We start from the raw sequence: 12608 nt of genomic DNA on the forward strand, positions 1-12608 counted from the left end.
GTGCGATGGCTGACTCGTCGCATCCTGGCCAAGGCCGGATGGTACGCCGGGCGCTCCGCCGACACGTCACTGTGGACCGCGGAGCTGACCGCCGACGGATTCGCGCCGCTGCATCCCCTGGCGGTGACCTTCCTGGCCGAGTTCGGCGGGCTCCGGATTCCCTCCGGCGGCCCGGGGGTGACGCGCGCTCGCGAATCGGTGTCGCTGGTGCCGGTGGACTGCACGGGAGAAGCCGACAGGTTCGTCGACTGGAGTCGGACCACGGGCCGCAGCATCGCCCCGATCGGCGTGCTCGCCGGTGACACCCACTCGTGGACCAACCTCGGCCTCGACGAACAGGGCGAGATGTACACGGTGATGGACGGGCTCGCCACGTTCGGCCGCATGCCGGAGGCGCTCGACCGGCTCATCCTCGGATACATGCCCGCCGACATCGCCTGACGCCGTTCCGAGAATTCTGGGGTGAAAAGCGTCCGCCGCCGGCGCGCGGGCAGGCCCGGGCCCGGGTCAGGCGGCGCGGGGGAGCCGGCCGGGCGGGGTCAGGGTGATCCGGTCCAGGGTCTCCGCGTCCGTCGCGTACTGGGCGTGCAACACGGAGCCGGTGAGGAGCCATCTGTCCCACGGGCCGTAGTCGCCGAGGAAGCGGTCGCGGTACGGGTCGCCCGACTCGTCCGGGCGCCCGAGCATGGCCCACAGGCTGCTGCGGCGCGGCACGTGCCCGCCGCCGCCGGGAATCTCACCCTGGTACGGGGTGAAGCCGTCGTCGCCGTGGAAGTGCAGGAAGACGGTCGTCACCGTGCCGTGGGCGTCCGCCGCGAGCTCCACGCCGGTCCCGCGGGCGAGGTACGAGCGGGACAGCGGCGCCCCGGAGCTGGGCAGGAGGCCGTACTCCGCGCAGATCCGCTGGGTGCGGTCCTCGAGCACGCTGCGGCCCAGCAGCCGGGTGAGATCCGTACGCCCGACCCGGCGCGCGGCGGCCGGAGCCTCCACCGGGGCCGGAACCTCCACCGGGGCCGGGGCCGGGGCCGGGGCCGGGGCCGGGGCCGGGCGCTGGCTGGGGGCGTACAGGGGCTCGTTGGAGCAGCCGGAGCGCGGACCCGGCTTGGTGCCGTACCGGTCCTCGGGGCGGGACGGCCGCGTGCCGTGCGGCTCGGCGCGACGCTCGGGGAAACCCATGGTGACACTCCACGACGGTTGATCACGGTGAGCGTTCGGGTCACCACCGTAAGCCGCGTCCGGATCCCCCTCAACCGGACGAACGGGCGATGACCGTCATCATCTGGTTCCCCGCGGACGGCCGGCTCAACCGTGACGACCGGGCCGCCGATTCCTTCCCGTGCCGTTCGCGTACCCGTCACGGCGTCGTCGCCACCCGGTCGCGGTGATCGTTTGGACTCCAGGCGGGAAGCCGGCGAACCGCGCCGGCGCCCGCCGACAGGAGGAGAACGTGGCAGACCGCCGACAGGTGCTGCGCTTGTCAGCGCTGGCCGCCGGGGCTCCCGCGGTGCTGGGAGCGACCGCGGCGCCCGCCCTGGCCGGACCGCACCCGCACGGGCCCGGCCACGGCCGGCAGCCGTCCCTGGTCATCGGGCACCGCGGCGCGTCCGGATACCGGCCCGAGCACACGCTGGCCTCGTACGAGCTGGCCGCCCGCATGGGTGCCGACTTCATCGAGCCGGACCTGGTGGCCACCAGGGACCACGTGCTGGTGGCCCGGCACGAGCCGGAGATCGGCGGTACGACCGACGTCGCGTCGCGCCCGGAGTTCGCCTCGCGGCGGCGCACGGTGGTGCTCGACGGCGTCACGACGACCGGCTGGTTCACCCATGACTTCACGCTCGCCGAGCTGAAGACCCTGCGGGCCACCGAGCGCATCCCGCAGGTGCGCCAGCGCAACACCCTCTACGACGGGCTGTTCCGGATCCCGACCTTCCAGGAGGTGCTGGACCTGCGTCAACGTCTCTCCCACGAATTGGACCGGGAGATCGGCGTGTACCCGGAGACCAAGCACCCGACGTACTTCCGCGGCCTCGGGCTGGAGCTGGAGACGCCGCTGGTGCGGGCACTGCGCCGCAACAGGCTGGACCGCCGTGACGCGAAGGTGTTCGTGCAGTCGTTCGAGGCGGCGAACCTGCGGCTGCTGCACGAGCAGTACAAGCTGCGCGCGCCGATGGTGTTCCTGACCAGCGCGAGTGGCAACCCGTACGGCGATCCGCGCAGTTACGCCGACTACCTCACCGCGGCCGGGCTGCGCGAGCTCGCCACCTACGCCGGCGGCATCGGGCCGGACAAGAACCAGGTGATCGGCCGCAACGCCGACGGCACCCTGGGCACGCCGACCGGCCTCGTCGGCGACGCGCACGCGGCCGGTCTGGTGGTGCACCCGTACACGTTCCGCGCGGAGAACCAGTTCCTGCCCGCGGACTACCGGGTGGGCGCCGATCCCGCCGCGTACGGGCGCGCCATCGACGAGCAGGTCGCGTTCCTGCGTACCGGGATCGACGGCCTCTTCACCGACCAGGCCGACATCGGCGTCCTGGCTCGCAGCCTGGCGTTCCAGCCCGCCTGAGGAGAGGGCTCAGGGCGAGAAGCGCCGGGCCAGCTCGGTGCGCGACCGGACGCCGAGCCGCGCGAACACGTTGCGCAGGTGGTGGTCGACGGTCCGGGGGCTCAGGTAGAGCTGCTGGGCGATCTCCCGGTTGGTGGCCCCGCCGGCCACCAGCCGGGCGATCCGCTCCTGCTGGGCGGTGAGTTCCGCGCTCGCCGGCCGATCGGGTACGGGCGCCCCGGCCGCGCGCAGCTCCACGCCGGCCTGCGCCGCCCACGGCCGCGCGTCGAGCAGCGTGAACGTCTCGGCGGCGCTGCGCAGGTGCTCGCGGGCCGCTCCCGGGCGCCGGCGGCGGCGCAGCTCCCGGCCGTACAGCAGCTCGGTGTGGGCCCGCGCGAAGTCCCCGTCGCCGCGCAGGTGCTGGACCAGTGCCTCCCGGAAGTGGCCGTCGGCGGTGTCGCCGTCCGTCGCGACCAGCGCCCGGCAGCGGGATCGCAGCGCCAGCCACGGCGGCTGCCCGGTGCCGGTCGTCCACCGCTCGAACGGGACGAGGGCCGCCCGGATCCGGGGGCCGGGCCCGGGACGCTCGCAGCGCCACGCCGCCTCGACGAGGTGCGGGGTCGCCGCGACCTGCAGCACCGCGTTGCCGTGCCCGGACCGGGCGACCATGATCCGGTCGAGCCGCTCCACCGTGGCGGCGGGGCGCCCCTCGATCAGGTCCAGCAGGGCCAGCGCCCACTCGCACAGCGCCCGGGCCTGCCCCGGCCCGGCCGTGCTGTCGTGGGCGCCGGCCTGGCGTACCCGCAGCGTCGCGGTCTCCCGGTCGCCCAGCAGGGCGGCGAGCACGGCCAGGATGCCGAAGTGGACCTGCGCCGGCCCGGGCTGGCCGGTCGCCGCCGCGAGCGTGGCGCCCTCGATGGCGTCGGCGGTCGCCGCGTCGTAGTGGCCGGCGGCCAGGCCGGCGAAGGCGGCGATCTCCAGGCCGTGCGGCACGAGCGCCAGCTCGCCGCGGGTACGCGCGATCCGCACGGCCCGCGCCGCGAGGGCGTGCGCGGCCGGGCCGTCGCCGACGAGGATGCCGGCCGTGGCGGCCCGGACCAGCGCGGCCGGGTCGTCGACGCGGGTGGCGAGGTGCAGCACGTGCCGCAGGTGGCCGAAGCCGGTCGCGTAGTCGCCGGCGTACAGCTCGGACAGGCCCGCGACCTGATCGAAGGCGAGTTCCAGGCCGGGCGGCTCGGTCCCGCGGCGCAGCGCCAGCACGCGCCGGGCCACCTCGAGGTACCGGGCGTGGTCACCCGCGCGCTGCAGGGCCTCGCCGGCCAGCAGCAGGGCGTCCAGCGCCGCGGCGATGTCGTCCGCGGCGAGCAGGGTCGCGGCCGTGAGCAGGTCGTCGAGGCCGTCGCCGGGGCCGCCCGCGCGCACCTCCATCTCGCCGGTCAGCCGACGGGACCGGGCCTGCGCGCGCGGGACGTGGGCCACCTCGCGCAGCAGCGTTCCGGCCTCGTGCGGGCGCCCGGCCATCCAGGCCTGCCGGGCCGCCGCGACCAGCGCGTCCGCGGACACGTCCGGCGCGGTGGTCAGCCGGGCCGCGTGGCGCAGCGCCGTGGCCGCGTACGCCGGAGGGGCCGTACGGGCGGCGGTCAGCAGCTCCCCGGCGAGCGTGTCGTCGCATCCCGGCGTGGCGGCGGCGCGGTGCAGCAGCGCGCGCGGACCACCGGCCGCGGCCAGCCGGGCGTGGACCGCGCGCCGCTCGTCCGCGGGAGCGTCGTAGTACACCACCCACCGCAGGACGCCCGGGACGAACTCCACCTCGTCGCCGTGCACCCGGACCAGCCCGGCGTCCTCGGCGAGGCGCAGGTCCCCGTCCGCGTGCTGCGGATCGGCGGCAGTGACCAGCAGGGCCGCTCGGACGGTCGCGGGCAGCGCGGCGAGGGCGGCCCGCAGCCGGCGGCCCAGGGCGCTCGCGGGCGGCAGGGTCACCGGCGGCGGCGCCTCGCCGCGGATCTGCTGCGGCGTGAGCGCGGCGGCCAGGTCGGCCAGCGCGGCCTCATCCCCGCCGGCCAGTTCGAGCAGCGCGCCGGCCAGGTCCGGCGGCAGCGTCGCCGCCACAGATTCCTGCACTAGAGGTGCAAAGACCATGTCGACAAGTGTCGATGCTACGAGGCCGGGCGGCAAGGCCGGTGATTTCACCGATGTGTCAAAACCATTGCGCGCCGCAGGCTGCGAGGAACCCGATCCCCTGGAGGTTCCATGCGCCGGATGTTCGCTCTCGTGATCGCCGTCGTGGCCGCGCTCGCCGCCGTGCCGGCCGCCCCGGCCGCCGCGGCCGCCCGTACGCCGGTCGTGTTCGTGCACGGCTACACCGGGAACGCCTCGAACTGGACCACGGCCGAGTCGCTGTTCCGGGCCGCCGGCTACAGCAGCAGCGAGCTGTACGCGTACGAGTACAACTCCTACGGCGACAACGTCACCAACGCCCGCGGCCTCGCCACCTTCGTCAGCCAGGTCCGCAGCCGCACCGGGGCGGCCAAGGTGGACATCGTCAACCACTCGATGGGCGGCCTGGTCAGCCTCTGGTACGTCAAGCAGCTCGGCGGCGCCCAGTACGTGAGCCACCTGGCGTCGCTGGCCGGCGCGAACCACGGCACCACCTCGGCCGGCGCCTGCCTGGTCTTCGTCACCTGCCAGCAGATGTACCCGGGCTCCTCGTTCATCGCCACGCTCAGCGCGGGCGACGAGACGCCGGGCAGCACCCGCTACGCCACGTGGTACTCGCCCTGCGACGGCGTCATCATCCCGTACACCAGCACGGTCCTGAGCGGAGCGACGAACAACTACGTGCTCTGCGAGAACCACCTCACCTACCTGACCGACACGTCGATCCTCACCCAGGTCCGTACCTTCCTGGCCAGCTGAGCCCCGCCGGCGGTCCGCGCGTCCTCACCCGGCGCGCGGCCCGCCGGTACGGTGTGGCGGTGGTCGCCGCACTCGAGCTCTACCTGGACGTCGACGCCACCCGGCGCATCCGGACGTTGTGGCAGGCCCTCGAGGCCGAGGGCGTCCCGACCATGGCGTCGCTGCACGAACGGCACCGCCCGCACGTCTCCCTCGCCGCCGCGCGCACGCTGCCGCCGGAGACCGTCGCCGCCGCGCTGCGGGGCATGCAGGTCGGCCGGGGGCTGACGCTCGACATGGACTTCGCGGGGCAGTTCGTCGGGCGGGTGCTGTGGCTGGGCGTCACCGTCACCGAGGAGCTGCTCGCCCATCACCGGGCGGTCCACGAGCGGCTGGCCGCGGCGGGGGTCGAGGTGTGGGAGCACTACCGGCCCGGGCGGTGGGTGCCGCACTGCACGGTGTCGCTGCGGGTGCCCAACCCCGTGATGGGCGCGGCCGTGCGCCGCTGCCTGGAGATCCTTCCCGTACGCGCGCAGGTGATCGGTGCCGCCGTCACGGACCACGCGAACGACATCGCGCACCCGTTGCAGGCGGTGGCCCGGTGAGCGTACGGCGCACGTACGACACCGTGGCGCGGGCGTACGACGAGGCGTTGCGCGACGAGCTGGCGCTCAAGCCGCTGGACCGGGCGCTGCTCACCGCCGTGCTGGAGTCGGTGGGGGAGGGAACGGTCGCGGACGTGGGCTGCGGGCCGGGTCACGTCACCCGTTTCCTCGCGGAGCGCCACCCGGACGTCCTGGGCGTCGACCTCTCGCCGGCCATGGTGACGATCGCCCGGCGGCATGCTCCGGGGCTGCCCTTCGTCGCCGCGTCGATGCTGGACCTGCCGTTCCGCCCGGACGCGTTCGCCGGTGCCGTCGCCCTGTACTCGATCATCCACCTCGGCGACGCCGGCCGGGCCCGCGCGTTCCGCGAGCTCGCCCGGGTGATCCGCGCCGGCGGGCCGCTGCTCGTCGCGTTCCACGTCGAGAGCCCCGAGGTGGCCGCCGGAGAGGTCACCCACCTGTCGACGTGGTTCGGCGCGGCGGTCGACGTGGACGTGCGTTTCCTCGATCCGGAGGTGGTGTCCGGCGACCTGGTGGCCGCCGGGTTCCGGGTCGACGCGACGCTGCTGCGCGAGCCGGTGCCGGGCGCGGAGTTCCCGAGCCGCCGCGCCTACCTGGTCGCCCGCCGGTCAGCCGAGGCCTAGCCGGGCCCGCGCGGACCGCCAGCCGCCCAGCGCGGCCCGGACGTCCGGATGCCGCTCCTCGGCCATCGCCTGCGCGTACGCGTCGTCCAGCACCTCGCCGATCGTCACCGGACGGCCGCGGGCGCCGGAGTGGATCGCCGCTTCCACCATCGCCAGGCTCGGCACGTTCTCGTGGATCTCGCCCATCGGGGTGGTCCCGGTGGCCAGCGCGTCGGCGAAGACCCGCAGCGCGCCCGCGATCCCGTCGTACGGCGGCACCGGCCCGTCGTCCGCCGGTCCCTCCGGATCGTCGTCGCCGTCCCAGGTCGCGGTGCCGTGCCGGCCGTTGACGCGCCACACGCCGTTCCACGACGTCTCGGCGCCGGGCGCGCACCAGCTGCCGTGGTACACGTAGCGGGCGCCGCCGGTCATCTCGAAGACGGCGGCCGCGCAGGCGTCGCCGGCGTACCAGCTCCACGGCGGGTTCCAGGTGCGGCAGGTGACCTCGACCGGCTCGGCGGCCAGCACGAACCGGGCGGCGTCGAAGGCGTGGATGGCCATGTCGGTGAGCAGCGGCTGGGCCATCTGCTCGCGGAAGCCGCCGAAGTGCGGAGCGCGGAAGAAGTCCGTACCGGCCGAGACGACACCGCCCAGCCGCGCGGTCATCGCGCGGAGCCGGAACAGCCGGGGGTTCCAGCGCCGGGACTGGCTCACCATGAACAGCTGCCCGCTGACCTCGGACGCGGCGCACAGCGACAGGGCCCGGGCGAGCGTGTCGGCGGCGGGTTTCTCGCCGAGCACGGGGAGGCCGGCGAGGAGCGCGGCCGTGGTCACCGGGTGGTGCGCCCCGGGGACGGTCACGTCGATCACGGCCCGCGCGCCGGTCTGCGCGGCGAGCGCCACCACGTCGGTGCCGACCGGCAGGCCGGGGGCCGCGCGCCGGGCCGTGCCGAGGTCGAGGTCGGCCACCCCGGTGAGCTCGACGGCCGGGTCGGCGGCGATCGCGGCGAGCCACGCCCGGCCCATCGCGCCGGCGCCGGCCAGGACGACCGGGAGCGCCATCAGGTGAAGTCCCCGGTCGCGTGGCGGCGCAGCGCGGGCAGGTCCCGGCCGGGGCGGTCGCTGCGGGCCCACCGTACGCCGTTGGCGATGACCCGGCGCACGTCCGGATGGTGGTAGGTCGGGTAGTCCTGGTCGCCGGGGCGGAAGTAGAAGATCCGGCCGTGCCCGCGGCGCCACGTGCAGCCGCTGCGGAACACCTCGCCGCCGCTGAACGAGCTGATGAAGACGAGCTCGTCGGGCGGGGGCACGTCGAAGAACTCGCCGTACATCTCGTCCTCGTCGATGACCAGCGGCTGCGGCACGCCCTGCGCGATCGGGTGGGTGGGGTCCACGGTCCAGAGCAGCTCGCGGTCGTGCTCGTTGCGCCAGCGCAGGGTGCAGGTGGTGCCCATGAGGCCGGTGAAGACCTTGGACCAGTGCGCGGAGTGCAGCGCCACCAGGCCCATGCCGGCGAGCACGTGCCGGCGCACCCGGGCGGCGACCTCGTCGGACACCTCGTCATGCGCGGCGTGGCCCCACCAGGTCAGCACGTCCGTGGCGGCGAGCACGTCCTCGGTCAGGCCGTGCTCGGGCTCGTCGAGGGTGGCCGTACGGATCTCGCCCCCGAGGTGTTCGCGCAACCCGGCGGCGATGGTCTCGTGCATTCCGCCGGGGTAGAGACCCCGGACGTGGGGCTCGAGGCGTTCGTGGCGGTTCTCGCCCCAGACCGTGACCCGGATCGGCGGCACAGCGGACTCCTTCCGTCGGTTCGTCGAAGCGTATCGACGATCCGCCGGGGCGGCGGGTGTCAGCCCGCCAGGCGTACCCCTCCGCCGCTGCGCTTGACCTCGTACATCGCCGCGTCGGCGCCGCGCATGAGGGTGGCCATGTCGTCGGCGTCGGACGGGAACAGCGCGATGCCGATGCTGGCGCCGACGTGCACCTTCCCGCCGTCGATGTCGTACGGCTGCTGCAGCCGCTCGTGGATGCGCCCGGCGATCGCGGCGGCCGACTTCTCGTCCGGGTTGCGGGTCAGCAGGATCGCGAACTCGTCGCCGCCCAGCCGGGCGACCACGTCGTTGTCCCGGACGGCCGCCTGCAGCCGCTGGCCGACCGCCTGCAGCAGCGCGTCGCCGGCGTGGTGCCCGACGGTGTCGTTGACCCGCTTGAAGCCGTCCAGGTCGAGCAGGAGCAGGGCGATCCGGCCGCCGGTGGCCATCGCGATGTCCACCTCCTGCTCGGCGCGGTCCAGCAGGTGGGTACGGTTCGGCAGCCCGGTGAGCGCGTCGTGGTACGCCTGCCGGGTCAGCTCGGCGACGTGCATCTGCTCCTTCTGGCGCATGCGGGCGCTGTCGACGATCAGCGCGCCCTCCATGGCGACCTGGCGGGCCAGCGTCTGGTCCCGGCTGGTCCACGCGCGCGGGCCGCTGGAGTCGCCGCACATCACCACGCCGACCGGCCCGGCCGCCGACAGCAGCGGCATGGACAGGAACGAGCGCAGCCGCAGCGTCTCGACGAAGCCGCCGCTGCGGAACTCGCCCTGGGTGGCGTCGCCGACGAGGACCGGGCCGTTGGTGGCCATCATCGCCTTCCACACCGGCGAGTCGGTGGCGAGCTTGCCCAGCAGGTTGCCGCGCAGCCGGGCATCCACCTCCTCGCTCAGGCCGACCCCGCCGACGTACTGGATGGTGTTGTCGGGGCCGATGAGGTGCACCGCGGCGTACTCCGTACGGAACGCCTCCCCGGTGGCCTTGGCGAGCAGCATGCCGGCGGCCTCCACCGAGGTGGCCGCCGCGCCCTCCTCGAAGAGGCTGCGGATCGTGGCGTTGGCGCGGGTGGTGAACTGCTGGTGCACCTCCGCGGAGAGCACCTGCAGGGTGGCCGCGACCTGCAGGGCCGTACCGGCGGCGGTCTCCGGGCGCAGGTGTTCCAGGGCGGTGCCGGTGAGCACGAGCACGCCCACGGTCTGGCCGCCGATGCGCAGGCGGACGGCCGTACGCTCGCCGGCGCGCACGGGCGGGGCGCCGGCGGAGACCCGGAACACCCGGCCGGCGATGCGCAGGTCGTCGGCGGCCGGCGAGCCGATGGAGGCGGCCGGGCGCAGGCTGCCGTCGTCGGGGTCGAGCGTGAAGACGGTCGCGGCGGTCATCCCGCAGGGGCCGCCGAGGCGGCGGTCGATGATCCCCAGGATGTGGCCCAGCGAGGGGATGTCGCGGGTCATGACCTCCACGAGGTCGGCGAGCAGCAGGGTCTGCTCGTCGAGCGCGAGCGGGGATGCGGACAGGGTGATCTCGCCACCACCCGTACGCGTCTCGCTGCTGACCGTCACGGACCCAAGGATCGGCAGCCGGACGACGCGCCTGAGCATCCGGGTGACGCCGTGGTGCGAGACACGACGGATTACCGTTCCAGGGTCCGCGCCACCGGGGGCGCGGCGGAGAAAGAGGGAGTACGACATGAGGGTGTGCGTCGTCGGCACCGGCTACGTGGGCCTCACCACGGGTGTCTGCCTGGCGTTCCTCGGCCACGACGTCACCTGCGTCGACCTCGACCAGGCCAAGGTCGACCTGCTCGCCTCCGGGCGCTCACCCATCTACGAGCCGCACATGGACGCGCTGCTGGCGGACTCGGCCGACCGGCTCACGTTCACGACCGACTACAGCGCGGCGGTGCCGGACGCCGACGTGGTGTTCATCGCCGTGCAGACGCCCTCGCTGCCCGACGGCAACCCGGATCTCACCTACCTGCGCTCGGCCGCCGAGAGCGTCGGGAAGCACATCGCCGGCGAGTTCACCGTCGTGGTGAACAAGTCGACCGTGCCGATCGGCAGCAGCAACTGGGTCGACTCGATCCTGCGGGAGTCGTTCGAGCGGACGCACGAGCGGCGCAGCGACGGCGAGTTCTCGGTCGCCTCGAACCCGGAGTTCCTGCGCCAGGGCGCCGCGATCCAGGACACGCTGTACCCGGACCGGGTCGTCGTGGGCTCGGACAACCCGCGCAGCCTCGACGTGCTCAACCGCCTCTACCGCACCCTGCTGAACCAGACGTTCACCCCGCCGACGTACCTGCCGCGCCCGGACGGCGTGGGCGCGGTGCCGATGGTCTCGACCGACCTGGCCTCCGCCGAGCTGATCAAGTACGCGGCCAACGCGTTCCTCGCCCTCAAGATCAGCTTCGCGAACGAGGTCGGCCAGCTCGCCGGGCGGGTGGGCGCGGACATCACCCAGGTCACCCGGGGGATCGGGCTGGACGCGCGGATCGGGCCGCGGTTCCTGCAGCCGGGACTCGGCTGGGGCGGCTCCTGCTTCGGCAAGGACACCGCCGCGCTGATCGCCACGGCCGCCGACTACCACCACGAGATGCCGATCGTCACCGCCGCCCGGCAGGTCAACCAGCTCCAGCGGCGCCTCGTGGTGGACCGGCTGCTCGAGGAGCTGCGCATCCTCAAGGGCCGCCGGATCGGCCTGCTCGGGCTCGCGTTCAAGCCCGACACCGACGACCTGCGCGACGCCCCGGCGCTGGACATCGCCCGGATGCTGCTGGACCGGGGCGCGCGCATCCGGGTGCACGACCCGGTGGCCGCCGAGCGGTTCCGGCGCGAGCAGCCGGACCTGGTGCCGTACCTGGCCGACGAGGTCGAGGACGTCTTCGACGACAGCGACGCGGTGGTCCTGGTGACCGAGTGGGCGCAGTACCAGGACCTGGACTGGGGCAAGTTCGCCGGGCTGATGCGCACGCCGGTCGTGCTGGACGGCCGGCACATCCTGGACCCGCAGCGGCTCACCCGGCTGGGCTACCGCTACCTGTCGGTGTCCGGCTCCCGCTGAGGCGGCCGGACCGCACAGGTTCCTGACATTGCGGTGCCATTCTGCGCCGCATGCGATTCACCGTTCACGTCCTCACCGCGGGACTGGCGGCGCTGCTGCTGGCCGTGGGCCTCGCCGCGGTCCGGCTGCAGGCGTCGGCGCCGGAGATGCCGCAGGTGGTCATGTACATCCCGCCGGCCGCCGGCCCCGGCGGCCCGGTCACGGCAGGAGGTCGCGCCACGCCCTGACCAGCGCCGCGTCGACCGGGGCGTCCCAGCGGCCGTCCGGGCGTACGGCGCCCCCGGTGTGGAAGGCGTCGACCCCGGCGGCGGCCAGCGGTGCGACGTGGTGCGGCCGCAACCCGCCCCCGGCCAGCACGCGCGGGGTGTGACCGGCCTCCGCGCACAGCGTCGCGAGCCCGGCGCCGACGCCCTCGGGGCCGCCGCCGGTCAGCACGAAGTCGAGCCCGGGCAGGCCCCGCAGCGCCCGCCACGCGGCCGCGCGGTCGGCGGCGTGGTCCAGCGCCCGGTGGAACGTCCAGCGGCAGCCGTCGATCGCGCCGAGCACCGCCTCGACGGCGGCCACGTCGACCGCGCCGGCGGCGTCGAGGAAGCCGAGCACGAACTCCTCCGCGCCGGCGTCGCGCAGCTCGGCCGCGGCCCGGGTGAGGGCGGCCGCGTCGCTGAGCGCGTACCCGTCATGGCTGCGCAGCATGACCCGGACCGCGAGGCCGGCGACCTGCCGGACCTGCACGAAGGTCTCGACGGCCGGCGTGAGCCCCTGCCGGCTCATGTCGGCGACCAGCTCGACCCGGTCGGCACCGCCGTCGCGCGCGGCCCGCGCATCGACAGCGTTCAGCGCGATGACTTCCAAGATCGATTCCGGCACGGCGGCATCGTCGCACACCGAGCTGAACGTCGGCCGCCCAGTGGTGCGCGTCCATGTTGGAAAGTGTCAGAGCATCGAAGTTCTTCGCACGAAATCTTGACGTTACCTGAGCAACCTTGTTGAAATGTGTGAGCTCATGGGTGGTCCACTGACACGCCTCGCGGTGACGCCCATCGTCCACCGTGGGGTGTCGATCTGCGCT

At 74.3% G+C, this 12608-nt stretch carries 13 protein-coding genes; 7 read left to right on the top strand and 6 right to left on the bottom strand.

Annotated features, from left to right (window positions below; genetic code table 11):
* Positions 1–441: an SUKH-3 domain-containing protein gene (locus tag COUCH_RS17635; RefSeq protein WP_249613183.1), complete on the top strand. Its 441-nt coding sequence runs from the start codon at positions 1–3 to the stop codon at positions 439–441.
* 66 nt (positions 442–507) lie between these two features.
* Here COUCH_RS17635 and COUCH_RS17640 read toward each other — a convergent pair whose 3' ends face one another.
* Positions 508–1176: a hypothetical protein gene (locus COUCH_RS17640; RefSeq protein WP_249613184.1), complete on the bottom strand. Its 669-nt coding sequence runs from the start codon at positions 1174–1176 to the stop codon at positions 508–510.
* A gap of 271 nt (positions 1177–1447) precedes the next feature.
* Here COUCH_RS17640 and COUCH_RS17645 point away from each other — a divergent pair, with 271 nt between their 5' ends.
* Positions 1448–2569 carry a glycerophosphodiester phosphodiesterase gene (locus tag COUCH_RS17645; RefSeq protein WP_249613185.1) on the top strand — a complete coding sequence of 374 codons (1122 nt, stop codon included), beginning with the start codon at positions 1448–1450 and terminating at the stop codon, positions 2567–2569.
* A 9-nt stretch (positions 2570–2578) separates the two neighbouring features.
* On the opposite strand, the gene COUCH_RS17650 is transcribed toward COUCH_RS17645, so the two are convergent.
* Positions 2579–4687 (bottom strand): helix-turn-helix transcriptional regulator, encoded by a 2109-nt coding sequence (locus tag COUCH_RS17650; RefSeq protein WP_249613186.1) that lies wholly within the window; start codon positions 4685–4687, stop codon positions 2579–2581.
* A 120-nt stretch (positions 4688–4807) separates the two neighbouring features.
* Between COUCH_RS17650 and COUCH_RS17655 the strand changes: the two genes are divergently transcribed.
* From COUCH_RS17655 to COUCH_RS17665, 3 genes are read left to right on the top strand one after another with little or no spacing between them, the layout of a single operon-like run.
* Positions 4808–5464, top strand: a complete 657-nt coding sequence (locus COUCH_RS17655; RefSeq protein ID WP_249613187.1) for an esterase/lipase family protein — start codon at positions 4808–4810, stop codon at positions 5462–5464.
* Between the two features lie 59 nt (positions 5465–5523).
* Positions 5524–6048, top strand: coding sequence for a 2'-5' RNA ligase family protein (locus COUCH_RS17660; RefSeq protein WP_249613188.1), 525 nt, complete (start codon positions 5524–5526; stop codon positions 6046–6048).
* Positions 6045–6692: a class I SAM-dependent methyltransferase gene (locus COUCH_RS17665; protein ID WP_249613189.1), complete on the top strand. Its 648-nt coding sequence runs from the start codon at positions 6045–6047 to the stop codon at positions 6690–6692. The genes COUCH_RS17660 and COUCH_RS17665 overlap by 4 nt, the downstream gene beginning before the upstream one ends.
* Here COUCH_RS17665 and COUCH_RS17670 read toward each other — a convergent pair.
* The 3 genes from COUCH_RS17670 to COUCH_RS17680 are packed head-to-tail and all read right to left on the bottom strand — an operon-like array spanning position 6678 to position 10041.
* Positions 6678–7733, bottom strand: coding sequence for a Gfo/Idh/MocA family protein (locus COUCH_RS17670; RefSeq protein ID WP_249613190.1), 1056 nt, complete (start codon positions 7731–7733; stop codon positions 6678–6680). The two genes, COUCH_RS17665 and COUCH_RS17670, sit on opposite strands and share 15 nt — an antisense overlap.
* Positions 7733–8461 (bottom strand): ThuA domain-containing protein, encoded by a 729-nt coding sequence (locus tag COUCH_RS17675; RefSeq protein WP_249613191.1) that lies wholly within the window; start codon positions 8459–8461, stop codon positions 7733–7735. The genes COUCH_RS17670 and COUCH_RS17675 overlap by 1 nt, the downstream gene beginning before the upstream one ends.
* A gap of 59 nt (positions 8462–8520) precedes the next feature.
* A complete protein-coding gene (locus COUCH_RS17680; protein WP_249613192.1) occupies positions 8521–10041 on the bottom strand; it encodes a sensor domain-containing diguanylate cyclase in 1521 nt (506 codons plus the stop codon).
* Between the two features lie 127 nt (positions 10042–10168).
* Here COUCH_RS17680 and COUCH_RS17685 point away from each other — a divergent pair, with 127 nt between their 5' ends.
* Together COUCH_RS17685 and COUCH_RS17690 are read left to right on the top strand one after the other, a co-directional pair.
* Positions 10169–11539 (top strand): UDP-glucose dehydrogenase family protein, encoded by a 1371-nt coding sequence (locus tag COUCH_RS17685; RefSeq protein WP_249613193.1) that lies wholly within the window; start codon positions 10169–10171, stop codon positions 11537–11539.
* 50 nt (positions 11540–11589) lie between these two features.
* A complete protein-coding gene (locus COUCH_RS17690) occupies positions 11590–11766 on the top strand; it encodes a hypothetical protein (RefSeq protein WP_249613194.1) in 177 nt (58 codons plus the stop codon).
* On the opposite strand, the gene COUCH_RS17695 is transcribed toward COUCH_RS17690, so the two are convergent.
* Positions 11738–12406 carry a copper homeostasis protein CutC gene (locus COUCH_RS17695; RefSeq protein WP_249613195.1) on the bottom strand — a complete coding sequence of 223 codons (669 nt, stop codon included), beginning with the start codon at positions 12404–12406 and terminating at the stop codon, positions 11738–11740. The two genes, COUCH_RS17690 and COUCH_RS17695, sit on opposite strands and share 29 nt — an antisense overlap.
* Between the last annotated feature and the right edge of the window lie 202 nt (positions 12407–12608).

This window comes from Couchioplanes caeruleus (genome assembly GCF_023499255.1).
In the GTDB taxonomy this organism is placed as follows: Bacteria; Actinomycetota; Actinomycetes; order Mycobacteriales; family Micromonosporaceae; genus Actinoplanes; species Actinoplanes caeruleus_A.